Source organism: Leptospira terpstrae serovar Hualin str. LT 11-33 = ATCC 700639, from assembly GCF_000332495.1.
Lineage (GTDB): Bacteria > Spirochaetota > Leptospiria > Leptospirales > Leptospiraceae > Leptospira_A > Leptospira_A terpstrae.
The window spans coordinates 202,193-222,525 of the sequence record NZ_AOGW02000018.1; the positions used below are offsets into that span (position 1 = coordinate 202,193).

Annotated in this window: 18 protein-coding genes and 1 tRNA gene; 11 read left to right on the top strand and 8 right to left on the bottom strand. The window is 39.3% G+C overall.

Features of this window, described 5'->3' with window-relative positions; translation table 11 throughout:
• The first annotated feature begins 2 nt into the window (after positions 1-2).
• From LEP1GSC203_RS17135 to LEP1GSC203_RS17175, 9 genes are read left to right on the top strand one after another with little or no spacing between them, the layout of a single operon-like run.
• Positions 3-3,206 carry a chemotaxis protein CheW gene (locus tag LEP1GSC203_RS17135; RefSeq protein WP_002975506.1) on the top strand — a complete coding sequence of 1,068 codons (3,204 nt, stop codon included), beginning with the start codon at positions 3-5 and terminating at the stop codon, positions 3,204-3,206.
• Entirely contained in the window at positions 3,203-4,270 is a 1,068-nt protein-coding gene (locus LEP1GSC203_RS17140; protein ID WP_002975246.1) for a protein-glutamate methylesterase/protein-glutamine glutaminase, read from the top strand. Before LEP1GSC203_RS17135 ends, LEP1GSC203_RS17140 begins: the two co-directional genes overlap by 4 nt.
• 1 nt (position 4,271) lies before the next feature.
• Entirely contained in the window at positions 4,272-4,634 is a 363-nt protein-coding gene (locus LEP1GSC203_RS17145; protein ID WP_002975323.1) for a response regulator, read from the top strand.
• A 3-nt stretch (positions 4,635-4,637) separates the two neighbouring features.
• On the top strand, positions 4,638-5,381 hold the full coding sequence (locus LEP1GSC203_RS17150) for a segregation and condensation protein A (protein WP_039938334.1): 744 nt from the start codon (positions 4,638-4,640) through the stop codon (positions 5,379-5,381).
• A 6-nt stretch (positions 5,382-5,387) separates the two neighbouring features.
• Positions 5,388-6,017, top strand: coding sequence for an SMC-Scp complex subunit ScpB (scpB, locus tag LEP1GSC203_RS17155; protein ID WP_002975366.1), 630 nt, complete (start codon positions 5,388-5,390; stop codon positions 6,015-6,017).
• Positions 6,018-7,109, top strand: a complete 1,092-nt coding sequence (gene pheA / locus LEP1GSC203_RS17160; protein ID WP_002975260.1) for a prephenate dehydratase — start codon at positions 6,018-6,020, stop codon at positions 7,107-7,109.
• A complete protein-coding gene (locus LEP1GSC203_RS17165; protein ID WP_002975219.1) occupies positions 7,106-7,999 on the top strand; it encodes a prephenate dehydrogenase in 894 nt (297 codons plus the stop codon). Before pheA ends, LEP1GSC203_RS17165 begins: the two co-directional genes overlap by 4 nt.
• A complete protein-coding gene (locus LEP1GSC203_RS17170; RefSeq protein ID WP_002975471.1) occupies positions 7,996-9,153 on the top strand; it encodes a DUF1343 domain-containing protein in 1,158 nt (385 codons plus the stop codon). Before LEP1GSC203_RS17165 ends, LEP1GSC203_RS17170 begins: the two co-directional genes overlap by 4 nt.
• Before the next feature lie 54 nt (positions 9,154-9,207).
• Positions 9,208-9,798 (top strand): LemA family protein, encoded by a 591-nt coding sequence (locus LEP1GSC203_RS17175; RefSeq protein WP_002975372.1) that lies wholly within the window; start codon positions 9,208-9,210, stop codon positions 9,796-9,798.
• A 133-nt stretch (positions 9,799-9,931) separates the two neighbouring features.
• On the opposite strand, the gene LEP1GSC203_RS17180 is transcribed toward LEP1GSC203_RS17175, so the two are convergent.
• The 7 genes from LEP1GSC203_RS17180 to LEP1GSC203_RS17210 form a co-directional block, all read right to left on the bottom strand.
• The gene (locus LEP1GSC203_RS17180; protein ID WP_002975420.1) at positions 9,932-11,362 is read right to left on the bottom strand and encodes an MBOAT family O-acyltransferase; all 1,431 of its coding nucleotides are present in this window, start codon (positions 11,360-11,362) and stop codon (positions 9,932-9,934) included.
• Position 11,363: 1 nt separating this feature from the next.
• On the bottom strand, positions 11,364-12,602 hold the full coding sequence (locus LEP1GSC203_RS17185) for an LA_2490 family SGNH/GDSL-type esterase (RefSeq protein ID WP_002975258.1): 1,239 nt from the start codon (positions 12,600-12,602) through the stop codon (positions 11,364-11,366).
• A 42-nt stretch (positions 12,603-12,644) separates the two neighbouring features.
• Positions 12,645-13,595 (bottom strand): LA_2486 family SGNH/GDSL-type esterase, encoded by a 951-nt coding sequence (locus LEP1GSC203_RS17190; protein ID WP_002975526.1) that lies wholly within the window; start codon positions 13,593-13,595, stop codon positions 12,645-12,647.
• Positions 13,579-14,259 (bottom strand): DUF6989 domain-containing protein, encoded by a 681-nt coding sequence (locus LEP1GSC203_RS17195; protein WP_002975363.1) that lies wholly within the window; start codon positions 14,257-14,259, stop codon positions 13,579-13,581. Before LEP1GSC203_RS17195 ends, LEP1GSC203_RS17190 begins: the two co-directional genes overlap by 17 nt.
• A gap of 91 nt (positions 14,260-14,350) precedes the next feature.
• Positions 14,351-14,424, bottom strand: a tRNA-Val gene (locus LEP1GSC203_RS17200).
• Positions 14,425-14,438: 14 nt separating this feature from the next.
• A complete protein-coding gene (locus tag LEP1GSC203_RS17205) occupies positions 14,439-15,722 on the bottom strand; it encodes a UvrD-helicase domain-containing protein (protein ID WP_002975288.1) in 1,284 nt (427 codons plus the stop codon).
• Between the two features lie 46 nt (positions 15,723-15,768).
• Entirely contained in the window at positions 15,769-16,428 is a 660-nt protein-coding gene (locus LEP1GSC203_RS17210) for a class I SAM-dependent methyltransferase (protein ID WP_002975395.1), read from the bottom strand.
• Between the two features lie 80 nt (positions 16,429-16,508).
• On the opposite strand from LEP1GSC203_RS17210, the gene LEP1GSC203_RS17215 reads away from it, so the two are divergent.
• Together LEP1GSC203_RS17215 and LEP1GSC203_RS17220 are read left to right on the top strand one after the other, a co-directional pair.
• Positions 16,509-18,194 carry a hypothetical protein gene (locus tag LEP1GSC203_RS17215; RefSeq protein WP_051064192.1) on the top strand — a complete coding sequence of 562 codons (1,686 nt, stop codon included), beginning with the start codon at positions 16,509-16,511 and terminating at the stop codon, positions 18,192-18,194.
• On the top strand, positions 18,191-19,360 hold the full coding sequence (locus tag LEP1GSC203_RS17220) for a tetratricopeptide repeat protein (protein ID WP_002975232.1): 1,170 nt from the start codon (positions 18,191-18,193) through the stop codon (positions 19,358-19,360). The genes LEP1GSC203_RS17215 and LEP1GSC203_RS17220 overlap by 4 nt, the downstream gene beginning before the upstream one ends.
• On the opposite strand, the gene LEP1GSC203_RS17225 is transcribed toward LEP1GSC203_RS17220, so the two are convergent.
• Positions 19,357-20,331: an alkaline phosphatase family protein gene (locus LEP1GSC203_RS17225; protein ID WP_002975501.1), complete on the bottom strand. Its 975-nt coding sequence runs from the start codon at positions 20,329-20,331 to the stop codon at positions 19,357-19,359. The genes LEP1GSC203_RS17220 and LEP1GSC203_RS17225 overlap by 4 nt on opposite strands.
• Positions 20,332-20,333: the final 2 nt, after the last annotated feature.

Sequence of the window (20,333 nt, forward strand, 5' to 3'; positions counted from 1 at the left end):
CATTGGCTGGAATTTTAGGCGAATACACAGAAGTTTTCCTGGAAGAATCTGAGGATCAAATTGAGGAATTAAATTCCAATTTGGTGAAACTCGAGAAAGACCATGAAAACCCGGAAATCATCAATGATATCTTTCGTGCGGCACACTCTTTAAAAAGTTCTTCTGCTTTTGTTGGATTGTATAATTTATCCGATTTGTCTCACACGATGGAAAACCTTCTCCAGAAAATTCGAGAAGGAAGTTTGGAAATCAACGTTAAGTTGGTGAATTTATTATTTGAATGTTTTGATCTCATTAAACAGGTAATCGAAGGTGTTGCCAATGGGGTAAAGGTTGAAACACCATTTACGGATATGATTAAAAAACTCCAGGACTATGAGGCAGCTCCGACGCAAACTGGTGTTAGTTCTAGCACTCCAAAGTCCAATACACAAGGAAAGTCTACCGAAAATTCTACTTCGTCCATCACTCTTACAGAGGAAGAAATTTCCGAAATTCGCCAGTCTTTAAAAGAAGATAGCGATCTTACTGCCTTTGTCGTAAATTTGAAGTTAAAAGACGATACTCCGATGCAGAACTTACGGTTACTCCTCATTTTGCAATCGGTCAAACAATCTGGTGGAATCATCAAATGTAATCCTTCCGAAGATGCCTTAGACAATGGCCAAGGAAGTTTTGCACTTTCCTTTGTAACTGTCACAAAGCTTAACAAACACGAGTTGCATGTTCAGTGTAATATTGACATGGTGGATTCACTTTCTGTAGAAGAAATCAAACTTCCAGAAACAGAAATGGAAGCCCTTGAAAAAAGGTCTGAATCTTCTTCTGCACAAACGGCAAACCATCCTTTAGGCCAATCAGACTTAGAAGATAAACATTTATCTAAAGGTTCAGCTAACTTTGATAAAGCGGTTACTGATTCTAAGGTGGTGATGAGAACCATCAAAGTTTCTTCGGATAAACTTGACCAACTGATGAATAACGTTGGAGAACTTGTGATTACCAACTCTGGATTCCAAAAGATCTACGATGATTTGGTGGCACAGTTTGGTGAAGATTCACTTTTTAATGAACTCAAAGGCAAAATCGATCAAATCAATCGAATTTCCAAAGACTTACAAACTGGAATTATGAATATTCGAATGGTTCCGATTGGATCTGTATTCAACAGGTTCACAAGACTCATTCGTGATCTTTCTTTAGAAACGGGAAAACAAGTAAATCTTGTTTTACGTGGTGAAAACACAGAACTAGATAAAAAAGTAATCGATGCAATTGGGGAACCACTCATCCATCTCATTCGGAATTCGGTAGATCATGGAATTGAATCTCCTTCGGAAAGAAGGGCAGCAGGCAAACCGGAAGAAGGAACTGTTGAACTCAATGCTTACCAAGGTGGATCGAATATCCTGGTAGAAATTCGTGACGATGGTAAGGGTTTAAACAAAGACAAAATTCTGAAAAAAGCAATCGAACGTGGGCTTGTGAATGAATCCGATGCACAAAACCTTTCGGAGTCCGATATCTTCCAATTTATCTTTGCTCCTGGTTTTTCCACTGCCGATAAAATTTCTGATATTTCTGGACGTGGTGTGGGGATGAACGTAGTCAATAAACTCATAGAAGAGTTTAAGGGCAAAATCCTCATCCATTCCGAAGAAGGAAAGGGCTCTTCCTTTACTCTTTCTTTCCCACAAGCACTTGCGATCATTCCATCTATCCTTGTAATTATGGAAGAGGAAGTGTATGCTTTCCCTCTATCAGAAGTTTCTGAAACGATCAAAGTCAATTTGGACCAAATCACAACTCTCGAAGGACACGAGATCATCAATTTACGCGGAGAAGTATTGCCGATCTACCGTTTGAACCGTATCCTTGGGCTTGCCGACAAACAAGAGATGGTGGAAGTCCCTGTTGTCATCGTGAATTACAAAACGAGAAAACTAGGATTCATGGTAGATGATCTGATCGGAAAACATGAAACCGTAATCAAATCTTTAGGTAAAAACTTCAAAGACATCCAAGGGCTAACAGGTGCCACCATCATGGGTGATGGAACCATCATTCTTGTTTTGGACATTCCAGGCCTTGTGGAAATTGCGGCGGACAAAGTAGATTGGACGGATCAGTTAGTTGCCGGTGAGATGATGAAACGGGCCTCAACCATTCGTTCTCTTGAGATGTCTGATTCTGAATTTATGTTCAAATCCAATCATCCTACCAACCGTTATAATGCGAAGTTGATAGAATTACGTGCAAAAGACAAATCACGTGTTAAAAAAGATAAACATAAAATAGAAAAACATATCATTGTTCCAAAAGAAGAGGTGTATGCAGAAGAACCTGCAACCAACCTCAAAATCACAACGGAAGTAATCAAAACAGAAACTGTTGTCAATGGTGACTCAAACGAGTCTTCTAATGCCTCTACAGCAACCCTAGTCATTGATCACAAAACAGATGAAATCCATCGTCTGGCAGATGTGGCAAAAATTGAAAATGTCAAGCTGACTGAAAGGGAACAAGCCGCAGAAATCATTAAAGGTTTTGTGGAACAAAAAGAAGAAAGATTAAATCAAGTGGCTGCATTGAATTCTGATGCAATCAACGAGATCATGTCTTCTAAAGATATCAAAAAATTGGAAAACATTGTGAACACGGGTATGATGAATGCTGGTGTTGTTCTATCTCAGTTAGTTGGAAAAGATGTAGAACTTTTTATTCCTGAAATCAAACTTACCGATCGTGAAGGATTAGCTAAAGAATTTCGATATTCAATGGATCAGTTTTTTGGAATGAAGATTCGAATGACTGGAGATCTCAACGGAAATCTACTTATGATGTTTTCTGAAGAAAACGGATCTGAAATTGCAAAAGAACTTCTTGGATCTGAAGATGCAAAGTATGCTGAAGGTAGCCATCACAAACTATCTGAAGATATGGTTTCTGTATTATCGGAAATTTCCAATATTGTTTGTTCGAGTGTGATGAACTCTCTTTCTAATAAATTAAAAAAAGAAATTTTGCCTTCGGTTCCAGAAATGATTACCGGAAGTTTTATGGATGTGATCGACATTGTAAAACCGGAACGGACAAAGTTTTTATCCATGCATACAGAATTTAATCACCAAGGTAGTAACCTAATTGGTGTTTTGGTATTCTTACCTGATTTTGACGAACTGGTAGATTTAATTCATAAATCATGAATAAAAAACCAACTGTTGCCATTATAGACGACTCACTTCTCGTGAGGAATATATTAAGTGATGCCCTCACCAAAAAGGATGAAGTGCAGGTGATTGCTACCGGTAAAACCGGAATGGATTGTATTGATTTAGCGGGTAAATTAAAACCAGACTTTATTGTTTTAGATATAGAGATGCCAATCATGGATGGTCTCACCGCATTGGCAGAAATTAAAAAATTAAAACTGCCAAGCCATGTGATCATGCTTTCTGTACTGACCCAACATGGTGCTGATGCAACGTTCAAAGCATTGGAACTAGGTGCAGTGGACTTCATTCCCAAGCCATCCAGTGGAAACCAGTTCTCACCGGAAGATATAGCTGCGGTTTTGTCCGCAAAAATCAAAGGATTTTCAGATTCTAAACTGCCTAGTATCGAAACTTTGGTTCGACCAGAGCGTACGGAACGCCAATTAAATAAAAGTTTTCAAAAACCAATCAAAGTAGAGGCTATCGGAATTGGGACCTCCACTGGAGGACCTAAAGCTTTGCAGACTGTTTTTGCAAGTATTCCCGAGGACTTTGCAAAACCAATCTTTGTGGTACAACATATGCCTGCAGGATTTACGAAGGCATTTGCAGACAGATTGAATACCTTGTCTAAAATACAGGTGAAAGAAGCGGAAGATGGCGATCTTGTCCAATCGGGAACCGCTTACATTGCTCCCGGCGATTACCAAATGAAGGTGGTCACAAAGGGAAAGGATCATGTCATTGAACTCACCCACACAGGTCAGGTCAATGGGCACAGGCCTTCCATAGAAGTATTGTTTGATAGTCTGGTAGATGCTTACGGTGGAGACCACCTTTTATCCATGATCATGACTGGTATGGGAAAAGATGGGTCGCAAGCAATTGCCAACATTCACGCCAAGGGAGGTATTACTCTGGCGCAGAATGAAGCAACATCGGTAGTTTACGGAATGAACCGTGTTGCAGTGGAATTGGGAGGAATTGATTTTGTTCTTCCGGTGGATGAATTAGTACCAAAGATGATTGAATTATTAAAGTCGAGAGGGAATTAACATGGCAAGAATTTTGGTTGTAGATGATGCAAAATTCATGAGAACGCTCGTAAAAGATGCGTTAGTTGGAGCAGGTCACGAGATCGTTGGTGAAGCAGAGAATGGTAATATTGCGGTGGAACAATACAAAAACCTCAAACCAGATCTCGTCACAATGGACATTACCATGCGTGAAAAAGATGGGATTGAAGCAACAAAGGAAATTATCAAATTTGATGCTTCTGCCAAAATCATTATGGTAACTGCTCTTGGGCAAGAAGACTTACTGGCCAAAGCAATTAAGATGGGTGTAAAGGATTTTGTAGTAAAACCTTTCCCTCCAGAAAGATTGCAACAAGCAGCAGCAAAAGCACTGGGTCTATAAACCGTGTCCCAAACCCCGGAGTTTATCGTCCGGTGGCAGAACCAGGACGGAGGATTGACAGAAGGACCGCTAACGGTTCTATGGTCTCTGATTGATAGTTATAAGGTGGATATTTTTGAAGTCTCCCTTTCGCGTATCACATCCGATTTCATTCAATTTTTGAGAACGAGTCAGTCTTTGTCGATTGAACTTACATCTGAGTTTGCCGTGATGGCAGCTCATTTGGTATATTTAAAATCAAAAGCATTATTGCCTGACCCTGGTTTTGAGGAAGAGGATTATGATCCTCCACTCCCGAAAGAACTAGTCGATAAACTATTAGAACACAAAAAATTCCAAATAGCCGGACAACGTTTGGCGGAACTGGACCGGTTGACCGCAGGTATGTTTACCCGGGAAACCAACCAAGTGTTGGATGAAACGGAAGTTTGGTTGGACGTAAGTCTTGTGGATCTTATCTCTGCGTTTAATTCCATTTTGGAACAGGAAAGTTCCAATGAGGTAGAAGATCTTTTACCCATCTACGAGGGTGTGGCCCAATACTCCGTAGAAGACAAAATGGCATATTTGCAAAATCTCTTAGAAAAAACCGGAGAAATCCATTTTATGGATTTGTTTGAAACAGAAAAACCGGAAAAAAAAGAAATCGTCGCTGCCTTCCTTGCCGTATTAGAAGTTGTTAAAATCCGAGTTTGCAAAGTTCTCCAACATGCAGTTTTCGGTGAAATCAAAATAGTCAAGGTTTAGATCAATTTGGAAGAAAGAACTTATACTAAGGGCCTTCTTGAGGCGCTTCTCTTTTTGTCTTCGGATCCGATCAAATTGTCTGCACTTGCCAAGTCCGCCGGGATCGAAAAAACAGAAGCCCGAGAACTCCTAGACGAACTCATTCTCGATTACCAAGAAAAAGAAGGTGGTTTTTTACTTAGAGAAATCGCTGGTGGATACCAATTCATTACCAACCAAAAATACAGCGAAATACTCGCCCATATCTTTAAAGATAAAAAAAGAGAAACCCTCTCTCGGGGAACTTTGGACACTCTGGCAATCATTGCCTACAAACAACCCATCACTTTAACAGAACTAGATGAAATTCGCGGTGTGTCTTCCAGGGCTATGGTGGCAAGCCTTATGTCTAAAAAACTAGTGAAAGCTGTGGGACAAAAAGAAGTTCCAGGAAGACCCACGTTGTATGGCACTACTAACGAATTTTTGTTACACTTTGGCCTAAGTAAACTCACAGACCTTCCAACTCCTGTGGAAGTAAAGGAACTGAAGTTCGAAGAATTTTCTCCCGAATCCATTATTGTTACCGATGAAACGGAAATGAATCCTGATTTTGATTTGAGCACACTGCCAGACGAATTACAAGAAGAGGCCTAAATGAGTAGTGCAGAAGAAGAATTAAAAAAACTCCGTGCCGGCATTGATTCATTAGATATAGAAATTATTGGGCTGATTCAAAAACGTGCAGGTTTTGCACAAGAAATTGGTCGTGTCAAAAAAGAATCTGGTGGTCCGATCTACCGACCCGATCGTGAAAAAGATGTATATGAAAAGGTAACTAAGTTATCTGGTGGGCCACTCCCGGCTTCTGTGATCCGTGCGATTTACCGGGAGATGATGTCTGGAACCATTGCCTTAGAACACCCGTTAAAGATTGGATTTTTGGGTCCTGAGGGAAGTTTTTCTCATTCTGCTATGCGTTCAAAATTTGGAACCTCCATTGATGCTGCCCCACAAACATCCATCCCGGATGTTTTCCGAATGGTAGAAGAGGGGAAGTTAGATTATGGAGTGGTTCCTGTTGAGAATTCTACTGAAGGACAAGTAAGTTCTACTCTAGATATGTTTTTAGAAACAGATCTTATCGTTTATTCAGAGTTATACCAAAGGATTTCATTTTCATTGTTAGGATTTGAAACTGATCTTGCTGCCGTTAAAAAAATCTATGGAATTCGGATCGGGAATGAACAATGCCGTAATTGGATTTCCGCAAACCTTCCCAATGCAGAAGTAGTCGATACATCTTCCACGGCCATGGCGGCAAAGTTAGTTTCTGAAAGAAAAGACGGGCTTGCGATTGCTTCAAAAATCGCTGGTGAAATTTATAATTTAAATGTGATTGCAGAAGGGATCGAAGATTATTCGGGTAACACCACAAGGTTTTTGGTCATTGGAAAAACGGAATCTGCAAAAACCAAAGAAGATAAAACATCCATTGTATTTTCTATTCCAAACCAAACGGGTTCATTATTTGCGATTTTAAAAACATTCAATGATGTATCGGTCAACCTTACCAAAATTGAATCTAGACCTTTGAAACGGAACTTATGGGAATACCATTTTTTCGTAGATTTTATAGGCCATAAAGAAGATCCAAAAATTGCAGAACTTCTCCAAAAAGTAAAATCACAATGTACATTATTTAAACTTCTCGGTTCGTATCCAACAGCTGGATCCTTTCCCACATGAACCTCTCAAAAGTTTTGATTTATGGCATGGGGCTTATGGGTGGCTCGCTTGCTCTTTCATTACGTAAAAAATTTCCAAACGTTGCCATTTCTGCTGTAGTTCGTTCCGAAAAAAGTAAAACAATAATTAGGTCCAAAGGATTAACAAACGAAGTTTATTTACAATCCGAGTTTTTGTCACCCAATTGGTCTAGCTATGATTTGGTGGTATTTAGTACACCTGTAGAATCAATACTAAAAATCATTCCTAGTTTGCCTAAGTCAGGGGATACCATTTTTATAGATTTGGGATCTACTAAGGAGACCATAGTTTCTGCGGTTGAGAACTTTTACGGTGATAAAACCCACAATTATATTTCAACACACCCTATGTGCGGATCGGAACAAGCAGGCCCTGAGGCAGCGGTCGCAGATCTTTATGTAGATAAACTTTGTATTCTAACAAAACCCAAATCTGCATCTAACGCAAGTTTGGAGTGGGTACGTTTGTTTTGGGAATCCATTGGTTCTTGGACAATGGAGATGGATTCGAAATCTCATGATGAAACTTTGGCAAATTTATCCCATCTTCCTCATGTGATCTCAACGATTCTTGTGAATGTGGCGGGTTCCAATGCCACAACCATGAAAGAGGTAATGGGAATTTCAAGACCGATCACTGGTGGAGGGTTTCGAGATATGTCTAGGATTGCTGGATCCAATCCCGATATGTGGATTTCCATTTTCAAAGAGAATCAAAGTTTTTTACGTAAATCGATCGATGATTTCATCCAACAGCTAACTGCCTTTCGAGATTTGTTCAGTTCTGGTCTTCCCATTGACGAAGACAAAATGCGGAAAATTTGGGAATTGGCTGAGGAAACTAAAGAACAGATTCGAAAGTCAAAATGAAATTTTTAAAAAATATATTTAAGTTAAGCGGATGTAAGGCGGCAATTCTTACAAACCAAAGTGCTTTTGGTTTTCACGGAAAATACCACTTCCAAACCTATGCGGAAATTTTTGATCTAAAAACTATATTTTTACCGGAACATGGACTCTTTGCTGAGTTACAAGACCAGGTTAGCGGAGATGAACTGCAATACCTATTCGGGGGTATGCAGATTGTAAATCTCTATGGAAAAGAAGAAAAAAGTCTAGTTCCACCCCGAAGTTCATTAACCAACGTTGATGTAGTGATTATTGATATTAAAGATGTAGGCTCTCGATATTATACTTTTCTAACTACCGCTTATTATATCTTAGGTGAGCTCTCTCGGCTAAAAAAAGAAACGGGTAAGGCCCCTCTTTTTTTGGTGGTGGATTCCCCAAATCCTATTGGTAAAAAAATTGAAGGCACTCCTTTACAAAAAGAATTTGAGTCTTTTGTTGGAGTCACATCCGTCTTACATAGACATGGACTCACTCCTGGGGGACTATTATCATATTATAATGAAACGTTTGAGTTGAAAGTGGATGTCGTGGTAGTTCCTGTGGGCGTGATTCATCCAAAATCATTTTCTAATTTGGAATGGGTTCCACCTTCTCCTAACATTCCGACACAAAACACCTGCTTGGTGTATCCAGGGATGTGTTTATTAGAAGGAACAAACCTATCCGAAGGACGTGGAACTACCAAACCTTTTGAAACCTTCGGAGCACCGTATCTTGTAGGGAAACCAAAAGAAGAATTGGACAAACGAATGTTGTCTCACCAACTGGAAACCTTCCGATTGCGAAACTTACGTTTTTTACCCACCTTTCATAAATATGCAAATAAGATTTGTGAAGGATACCAGTTGATGGTATTAAAACCAAAACAATTCCATTCCCTGTATTTTGTTTTATTTTTTTTGAAACAACTGGCGGATTTATTTCCCAATGAATTCGAATATTTGAAAGGAGTGTATGAGTTCCGTTCTGACAGGCCGGCCATAGAACTTCTCGCGGGAGATGCTACACTATTAGACTATTTGAACGGAAAACTCACTGATTCTGACCTGGAAATCTATTTGAAAGAATCAGAAAATCGTTGGGCAAAAGCCATAAAACCGTTTCGTTACTAATTTTTTTAACAAAATGGTGTTGCAGACCGACTAAAGCGTAGGTATACAATCACCATGACAAGAATGTTTCGAACCGTTTTTCTAGTTTCCCTTATGGCAACACTGCTTACCAACTGTGGTTACAACCGTATCCAAGAGTTGGATGAAGAAGTCACTGCTTCTTGGGCGGAAGTTCTCAACCAATACAAACGAAGAGCAGATTTAGTTCCCAATTTGGTCTCTGCAGTCAAAGGATTTGCAAACCAAGAAAAAGATATTATGAAAGGGATTGCCGATGCGAGAGCCAGAATTGGTTCTATCCAAGCAACTCCGGAGCTGGTAAACAATCCAGAAAGTTTAAAACAATTTGACCAAGCGCAAGGTCAGTTGGGATCCGCATTGTCTAGACTCCTTATGATCCAAGAAAACTATCCGCAATTAAAATCAGACCAACACTTTTCTGATTTGATGGCACAGTTAGAAGGAACAGAAAATAGAATCACTGTTGCTAGAAATCGATTTATCAAATCAACAAAAGAGTATAATGTTTATATTCGTCAGTTCCCTGCGGTTCTTACTGCCAAAGCCTTTGGTTATGATGCTAAAGCAACTTTTACAGTAGAAGATCAAAAAACGATAGAGAATGCTCCAAAAGTAGAATTCTAAATAGAAAACAATTTGAGTATTTTTTTATTTAGAATGCAATACAAACTTGATTCCATTTGTTAATCAAATTTAGAATTGCGATCGATCGTTTCTGAATCTGGAACCAAAGCCGGCAAATTGCCGGCTTTTTTGTTTAGAATTGAAAGTAGAGAAATGGACTCGAAACTGTAACACTATAAATGATAAAGGAAGTGATGTACAGTAAAATGCAGGTGGGAATGAGAAAGTAGAGATTGTCTGTGATAAAGGCAAACCTGTCTTCCTTTCTGTCTTGGAGGATATCTACTAAAAACAAAAATCCAACGAGAACCACCAAACTAACACTCATTTGTGGAAAAATTCCACTCGCTCCCGTGAAGGCACGTTCTAACATAATTTTGGTGATGCCCATTCCTGTCGGAACTTCTGGTGTGGCCTTGGCACGAAAGAAAAAACAAGACAAAACAAAAACACCCACAGGATAGACTGGTTGGATAGAGCGCGGAACTCGGTTCCAGGCCTTACGCATGGTTTCAAATTTGAATACAAATTTTTCTACTACCATCATCGTCGAGTGAAGGGTTCCCCAAAAAACAAAAGTCCAATCGGCACCATGCCAAATTCCGGAAACAAAGGTAGTGAGAAAGAGATTCACATAGGCCATAATTTCTCCTCTTCTGTTCCCACCAAGAGTGATGTATACATAGTCTCGTAACCAAGAACTAAAAGAAATATGCCAACGCCTCCAAAGTTCACTGAGAGTTCCTGATAAAAACGGCCTGTCAAAGTTTTTCGGAATGTGGAAACCAAGGATTCTTGCAGTTCCAATGGCAATGTCAGAATACCCAGAAAAATCACAATAAATCTGCACTGCAAAGAGAAAGGCTGCTATCCACATGGCAATCCAATTGTATTCGGTAGGGTTCGCATACATAGGATCGATGACGTAAGATACGGGATCGGCAATGAAGGTCTTTTTAAAGATTCCCCAAAATAACTGTTTTAACCCTTGTTTGAGGTTTTCTTTTGTGAAGTCTTTAGAATCTAAAAATTGGTGGAGGACGTCACTGGCACGTAAAATGGGACCTGCAACCAGTTGGGGAAAAAAAGCAAGGAAGAGTCCGAAATGGAATATGGATTTGGCTCTTTCCACCACACCTTTATAAACATCCACAGCATAGGATACTGCTTGTAAGGTGAAAAAACTAATCCCCATGGGTAGTAGGATTCCCGACTTTTGTACAAATTCTGGATCACAAGGAGTGAGGGAAAAAGTTTGGTTCCAAACTGTAATGGAAAAATCCAAATACTTAAAAACAAAAAGTAAACTTAAATTGCTCCAAACGGCAACATTCAACCAAAAGAGTTTTTTTGCTTTTGAAGAAGTAAACTCCATATAGTCAACGGATAGTTTTGTGATCACAAAAGAAAAAACTAAAAGGATGAGAAATGGAATCCTGAAAATTGCATAAAAATACAAACTAACAATGAATAACCAGAGTCCCTGGAATCGTTTGGGGATTAGGAAATAAACAAGGATGACAACAGGTGCAAATAACAAATAGTGAACGGAATTAAAAAGCATTTTATTTTATTTCCTTTAAGGCATGACGAATTGATTCAGCAGCCCATAAATTTCCTAATTGTGTTAGGTGGCCATCACCAGGAATGTAATAATCTTGGATTCCTGCCTTTTTTGTTTTTCCATGATAAGTAAATTCACGTCCGCACATTTTGTCCGTGTAAGGCAGGATATCGAGTGTTTTGACACCTTTTTTTTCCAGATACAATTTGGCCCTGAGGGCATAGGTTCCGAGAGCATTGAATTTTCCCATTTGTCTACAATACACTTCTTCGATTTGCATGGGAAGGATGACAGGAACAAACCGGTAACCTTTCTCTTGGGAAAGCTGAATCATCAAATCATAAGCTCTTGTTGTTGTTTCTGGTAATGGTTCGAGGGCACTCGGGTCAATCGGTGTATCCGAACAAACTACGTTTAAATTTTGTAAAGGTGTCGGGCAAACGAATGTTACAGAGTCTTCACATTTTTGTTGTTTGACGGGAAGAAAAAAAGTTTCTCTTAAATAAACTAAAGGAGAAGTTGTAAGTTGTTCTGTATCTGCAGAAACTAAATATTTGGATTGTGCAACTTTCACTTTCGTTTGCTCAAAAGCGAGCTTCAACGCTTGTAAAAGATAAGAGATTCGAGTGAGCTCAAATTGAATGCGGAAGTTTTGTTTCCAAACAGGATCATTTTCGTGAAGTGCATCGTTTTCATCATCAGGAAGGATCCCTTGAGCGCGAAGTTCTTCGGGCATTGTAAAGTCATTAGGAGAGATAAAAAATAGAACCGTTTGGATGTTGTCAATTTTAGTAGACATGTCTTTCAGGCGTTTGAATGACCCAAGAGATCCATAGGCATCCACTCCTAAATTGAGACTTTGGTAAACCATTCCATTTTCTTCGAACCCACCGAGCCTAGAACAAAATGTATCTTCATCAGAAACTCCAAATCCCATAACCAAACTATCACCGAGACAAAGGAGTTTTGGTTTACCTGGCACAGGTTCTTCAAGACCCCGAAGGCCGAGTGAATTGGTCGTGAATTGGCCCTGCCATAAGTCTGCATAATGACGAACAAAACGGCTTTCATTCGGTTCTAAGGCCACTCCGTATTCAGGATGGTAAGCGTGCAGGAGTTTGACATCGCGGTAGTAACGTAAAGCAGGTGGATTGGAAAGACGTAAAATCAATTCCAAAGACAGCAACACGAACGGGAAAAATAGGACAATGGCTCCCCATCGTTTCCAGTTTTGAATCATATCCCTCTAAACTTTAGAATTCAAGCTGGGAATCAAGCATTTCTAAGGCAAATTTAGAAAGTGCATAGCAATGGCATCGGCAAAAAGTTCTGCTAAGGCTGGGCCTGGATGGCCATCGTTCGGAATATAAACTTGTTTTTGTTCTTTATACAAACCTTCTGTCTTATTCCGGAGGTCGATCACTTTCACGCCATGTTCCAAAAAGAAATCTTTTGCCATTTCGTAATTAGGATCCCTAGTATCAGGGGTTCCCATTCTAGACATCCCCCAACTAAAAAGGACAGAAATTTTACCATGAGGAATCGACGGATCAGCAAAAAAATTTTTTAGGTTCTTATAGGTTACGTGATTTTTAGAATAGAGGATTGGATCACCGTACGAAGTGTACACATTTGTGGGAGGAGAGGGAAGAAGTCTACGGTAAAGAAAGGAATATCTTGAGAGAAGGTAATGGATTGGATAAACAAAACGTTTTAGGCCAGTTTTTTCTACTGTATCATCGATGAAATCGGAAGGATTCCAAATCCAATAGATTTGTTTGGGTTGGTCTTCATTTTTTGTCGATGCGAGTGTCTCTTTTAAAAGTTTTAATATTCCATTGGTTCCAATGGCATCTACTGCAATGACTCGGGTCTCTAACTTGTATTTTGCTTCCAGATAATGAGCAGGTGTTTCCTTCGATGGCAAACCATAACCCATGGCCATAGAATCACCGAGTAACCAAAGATCGGTGGTTAATTCTTTGTTAGAAAGGATTCTTTCTCCTAACGCATTGGTTTGGATATCCCAAGTTTTTCCATCTTTACGGGTAAACCTGTCGTTTACATTCGGACACAGACGAATTTCAGAAAGTCCAGACAAACAATGGATTTTTTTATAACGAATTTCTTCAGCGTCAGTTTTAGATTGAAACCTGAATGCCACCTCTCCCAGTAATAAAACTAGGAGAGAGGGGAGAAAAATCGAAAGAGAAATTTTATAGAATTTTTTCAATGAGAAGGTAAAAGAAAGATAGATTTCCAATATAGAGAATCATCACTAAAAATCCAATTGCCATTTGGAAAACGTAGGCCGAATAAGAAAAACCTTGGTAGGCTAGATAGGCAGTAATGCCTAAAATCATCTCAGGGACTAACACATAATATGCGACTTTTCCCCACATCTTAACATCCTGTGCATACCAAGATCCTAAAACCCACATTGTAGCTTCAGAAGTTCCAAAGATAACTAAGGAAGTGATACCTACCCAAAGGCAGGTCCCCACAATGGAAACAGACATTTCTTCCAATTTGATTCCAGTATAAACGCAGATAAAAAGGGGAATGGCCCAAAGACCTGCCATATAACCAGAAACAGTTCCTATCTTAAAAAATCCATCTTCTGGAAATACTAATATTTGTAAGACGGCAGAAAGAAACCAATCGGGAAATACCATTAGAATGGATAAAGGAACCAGAAATTTCCAAATACGGAAAGGAGTGTGCCATCGTAATGCCAAACAGATACCAGCAAAACTGATATGGAATAAAAGAGTGAGGGAGGCGAGTTTGACGCCGGCAGTGGCTTGTCCAAAATACAGAACAAGTCCGGATATAATGCTAAATACTATAAAATACAAAGCCAAAAGGAATTCTTCTGCAAGGAACTTAGGTTTCATCGGTTCGAACTTTAATGATTCACGAATAGGATGCAAGTCGAAACTGAAAGAGAATGAGATTAAAAATGAAAAGAGGAGAAAGTTAAATACTTGGGAGATACTGGGTTCGAACCAGTGACCTCTACCATGTCAAGGTAGCGCTCTAACCAACTGAGCTAATCCCCCAAGGTAAAACCACTTCACCAGAGCCGAGCCCACCGTAAAGTACGATTTCTCCATCGGTTCCTGATTGAAAAATCCTCACTCAATCTGTCTGCCAGTCGTTTGGTTTTGGAGGAATCCGCGATTAAGAGAACCAAATTGTCTTTTGCTCTCGAAAGGCCAACGTAGAGAATCCTTCTTTCTTCTGCTTCGTTGATTTCCTTTTCGCCTTCACTCCAACCAAAAACTAAGTCAAGGAGGACGGTTCTGAATTCAAGACCTTTGGCGCTGTGGATCGTCATTACTTGGTTTTGCGGAACACCACTTTCGATCCATTCTCGTTTCCTGAAATTACTTCGAGTGAGAAGGATCAATTCCGGATCTTTTTTATACCATGTTTGCCATATGGTTATGGGAGTTGTTTTTGAATCTTTGATTCGTTCTACATGGAAGATCCCTTTTTCTTTGCGGAAAGTTTGGACTTGTTTTTCGATTTTGTCTTTGTTGTGTTTTAGAGGAAGTAAAGAAGTGCGAATGATAGAATCCTTGGAACGATAGTTAGTGGATAGAAAATACTGGACTACTCCTGGAAAATGATTTGGAAATTCTAAAAATGGTTTGGGAGTGGCACCGCGAAATCCGTAGATAGCCTGCCAATCATCTCCCACAACCGTAATGGAATGGAAATTCATTTTTTGAATGATCTGAAGTTGAACCTCATCTGTGTCTTGGAATTCATCAATGATGAGTGTTCTCCATTTTTCTTTCACTCTATCAGCAGAAATTGTATCTAAAAAATGGAGGAAACCGAAGATCAAATCATCAAACTCGAAGTAATGATTTTTTTCTTTCCAGGTTTGGAAGAAAGATTGGTAAACTTCATATCCTTCTATAGATAGTTCACGAAAGATTTTTCCATTATTTTTGAATAAGATGGGAAAAGGAAGCCCACCAATCTCAAATTGCAGAGGACGCAGAAATTCTTTTGTAATTTCCCATTTTTTTCTATCACTTAGAAGTTTGTAGTGAGACCAATTTTTGGAAGTATCATAATGTTTGAGAGCAAAATAACAAAACGCATGAAATGTGGAGATATGATATTTTGAAGAGAGGGCTTTTTTATGGCATCGTTCTTTAAATTCTTTTGTGGCTTTTTTGGTAAATGTAACTATGAGAGTATTTTCAGGGAGGAAGGAATTCTTTTTTTCCCTTTCTTCCAAAAGTCCTACCATTGTAGCTGTTTTGCCAGAGCCTGCACCGGCGATCACTTGTTTGATGGGATGGTCTGAAAGGATGATGGCTTTTTGTTCTTCACTCCACATACAATATGAGTGGAAAGAAAAACGGGGATGGTTCTAATTTTTAAAATTATTGTTTGAATACAGCTGTATCTTCGTCTTCTTCTTCTTTGAGATCATAGTAACCATAAATAAAGTTGGAACTAGCTTTCACTTCCATTCCATAAAAATGTTCAGAGATTCTACCAGATTTAGTGACTTCCAATTTATATTCCTCAGCAAGGAATTTCATTTTGTCCATAGATATCTTTTCATTGATTTTGGGGCCAAAACCTGATTCAGTTTTCGACCAATCAATAATAAACAACCGTCCTCCTGATTTCATAGAACGGATGAGTCCATCCATCGCAAGGCCTGGGTTTGGAAAAGTGGAAAGTGTGAGTGAGGCAAAGATAATTTCAGGAACAGGAACCCATTCTGGAAGGAGGGGGTGGTCAGATTGGTCCATATGGAAAGGAGTGAGTTGTTCGATTCCTTCTATTAGTTTGCGGCGAAGGACCATATCAATGATCTCTTGTTGGCATTCTGCAGCCCAGATCCAAACATGGGGAAACCATTTTCTAAACTCTTGGAAATAGAACCCAAGCCCACTCCCGAAGTCCACTAGGTTGTTTAGGCCTTTCCAATTGAAAAATGCATACACATCTTCCGGAGGACAGACCTCTCTTCTATGGCTAGAGAGCAGATATTCCTGGTAACTTTGGGAACGGTAGTATTCCGTTTCGGACATAATGACAATTCTCAGAGAAAAGCTAGGAAAGTACAAACGAAAAATTCAATTAGAGGACCTTTGCCACCGAAAATCTAAGTATGAAGTTCTCGATTCAACTCTGGACAGCTGTACTGCTATTGTCTCTCGTTCCGGTTTCGGCAGACTCTGGATTTGAGGAAAGTCGTTATCCAACCATAGCGAAGGCAATTCATGTTAGCCTCCTACCTGATAAAAAATCGATTCGTTTAGATTGGGATCCACCCAAAGAAGATGGAGAAATCATTGTGGCTCGGTCCACGGTAATGATTGATAGTCCCGAAAAATTATATATTGCTGATTCCCTTGGTAGGTACAAAGCATCGGGTTCCAATGCAACCCGCGTATATTTTGATTACAATTTAAAACCTGGAACTTATTATTATGCGGTAGTTATGGTAACGGACGTTCGTCGCCGTGAAGTGAAACTATTTTCAAACCAAAACTATACTGTGACTCCCGTTCACATTGCAGAAGAAAATGGCACACCAGTTGTGGGACAAAATCCTGACTTTCCAGCGTTTCCTGCAGATGCGGGAATCCAATCCATGGTGGGTGGGGTGTCTGGAATTTCTGCAAATATCGAAAGAAAGTATGTTCGTCTGAATTGGACGCCACCAAACGGTGCTACTGCGGGAAGAACCCTTTATACTGTTTACCGTTCTAATTCTCCTCTCACAAGTTTGCCTTTGATGCAAAAAGCAGAAAAGTTGGCAGAACTCACTCATCCCGTGAATTCTTTTTTAGATCAAGATTTGGATAAATCCCAAACACTCTATTACGGCGTTTCCGTAAAACAAGCGGGTGGCGAAGAAACCTTACCTTTGGAAGATAAAAAGTCCACCTTGCGAGTGTTTTATATCAAACAAACAGAAAAAAACAATGCAGAAGTCATTGTAGAAGAGTCGCCTAAAAAACCAAAACAAGAAGTAGCATCAAACGATACACGAACTGATTTTGGTGGTGCCATGCATGTAAGAGGGCTTGGTTATGAAAGAGTCGGAAAAGGGGCAGTCATTAGTTGGATAAGCCCAGAAGCTGCCGACGAAACGACTGTATACAGTTTATATGCTTCTGTAAAACCTCTAAACCAAGGGACATCATCCTTTGGCCAAGGATCGGTTGTGAAAGTCGCAACTGTCCTTCATCCCAAAACAAATTTTTTCATTAAAGAGTTAAAAGAAATTGATGAACTCTATTTTGGTGTGACTGCCAAATCCAATGGAATTCCAGAAGATTATAATTTAAAAGAAAATGTATCTTATTTCAAATATGATTTTTCAAAAGACATTGCTCCCCCAGAAGAACCCAATGTAGTTGCGGAGTCTCATCCAAAAAGAGAACCTGAAAAATCCGAACTTTATAAAAACGAACATGCTGTAACTCCTGCGGATAGTTATCCTCCTAGAGAAAATTCGGAACCAGTGAACGATTTTAAGGAAGAAACATCGGCTACGGTAAATTATGATTTGGGTCAAACGGATCTAAACCAAATCATCAAAGAAACAGTCATAAGAAAAAAATATGAAACTGCCGTTTATCGGTTGGAAGAATATTTGAAGAATGAAACGAACGCATACTTAAAAGGAAAAGCTATGTTTTTCCTTGGAGTGAGTGCATTGAAAACTGGTGATACAAAAAAAGCACTTAAATGTTTTTTGAAACGGGAAACTAAATCCTATTCACCATCGCGAGTGGAATTTTGGACGAATCAAACCCTAAGTCAAGCGGGTAGAGGGAATTTATGAATCGAATTATTGTAACTTTAGCAGGATTTTTATTTATCGTTGCAGGTCTTTCTACTGCATACTACCAAACCAATATTTCTGCAAAGGAAGACCAATCTCAAGTGATTTTGGAAAAAATTGCCGAAGGGGAAGAATACTTAAAACAATCTAATCCACAAAGTAAAGAAAAGGCAATTGCCATCTTTTCTGAGTTAGCTGGGAAACGTGGTGTAGAAAAATATGAATTCCAAATCAAATACAATCAGGCAAGGGCTCTAGAAAAAAATTCTGATTTTTATCCAGCGCTTGATATTTACAAAGATCTAAAAAAGAATCCGAATGTAAAACCGGAGGAAAAGGAAAAATTAAGTTACTCTCTCGGGAACATACTTTTAAAGATTGGTAATGAATCAGAAGGAAAGGCTCATTTAGAATCTGTTTTGCAATCCAGTTCTGATAATAAATTAAGATCCAAATCCTTTTTATCTCTCGGTGATTATTTTTACCGCACGGGGAATTTTGAAACTGCTCGTAAAAATTATACTTTGGCCTTACAAGAAGATCCTAACAATACAGAGTCACGGATTGGTTGGGGAAGGTCTCTTCGTAAACTTGGGAAAGACTGGGCTTCTTTTGATGTTTTTGATGAATACATTGAAACAGCTGACCAGTTAGCTGGGGCAGATGAAAAAGTAGTAGGGGAATACAAAGATTCTGTTTTAAAAGATGCAAAAGATAATTATACAAAAAAACAATACACCAAAGCTGTAGAACTTTTCCAAAAAGTAATTTCTGTGAATCCAACTCCTAAAAAGGAAGAGGAAGCTTTGTATTACATTGCGTTGTCTTACGATGCCATGGGTAAACAAGTAGAGTCACTGACTTATATTAATAAAGCCTTGAATAACAGTGATTATTCTTTAGACCAAGCAGCTTTATACAAAAAAGGAACTATATATTTCAGACAAGGTAAGTTTGAAAAAGCGGCCGGCATATTTCAAACGATTGTAGATAAATACCCTAAAAACCAGATTACCGACAAGGCGATTGCATGGAAAAAAGAATCACTCGATCAGTTTACCGACCACAACGATCTTGATGGTTCAGATGTATCGTCTGATTCTCTTTCACCTAAACCAAATTCGGTTTCCACAAAACCAGAATCAGGAAGTGATTTAGAATTTTAGTCGGACTTAATTAGAAATTCATTCGTTTTTGTATTCTGGAGGGCTTCCTCCATTCCGAAAGTTTTATAAATTTCCGGAACAATGTCTGCAAGCGAATGTATATTTTCTGCGAAGCGGTCAGCATTCTTACCATAAAGGATGGTGGCCGCCGGGTTTTCCGTATGATTTTTTTGACTTAAGTCTTCCATATTTCCATGATCACTCGAAACGATCAGTAAATCTTTTTCTGGATCGAGTGTCTCAAGGATCCCACGGAAAAAATCTTCCAAGTTTTGGATCACACGTTCCGCCTTTTCCCAATCCATCGCATGGCCTACCTTGTCTGTGAGAAAGTATTCATACAAAGCTAGTTGGTAGTGAGCAAATCGAGTTATGGATTGTTTTCCAAGTTCATAAGGATCTCGCCTTTCTAAGAGGGGGTCGCCTTGTTTTAACATATCGATTCCCAAGGTTCCCATAATTTCATGAGTTAAATCCATATACAGGCCACGATCATTTCGAAGATCTTCGAAATTCTTTAAGGGACGTCCACTTGCTAACTGGACTAAGGTGGAGGCAGAAACTAGTTTTGGTTTTTCTTCCACATGTTTTAGATACGGTGGGGAAAAACAATTGAGAAAATCACTGAGATGTCCGTTTTCGTTTAGGACTTTGATGAGGGAATATTTGGCGATGATTTTACGAAGGGTAATGGTAGGAAACCCACTGACATGGCGATCGAGAACCTTTGGGCCAGGAATCCCCGTCCAAAGAGCTGTTTGGCCGGTGGCTGACTGGGGGAGGCCAGGCACTCCCATATGGGCATCAGTTTTGATATAATGTAACCTGGATAGCAAAACCGGAAGGTCCGCATCTGATTTCGGAATCCCTCCGACGGGTGCTAAAAATCCTTTGGCAAAACGGCTAAATGGATTGGATTTTGGGTCGTAATTTGCGATCCCGACTCCGTCCAAAAATACATAAAAAATCATTC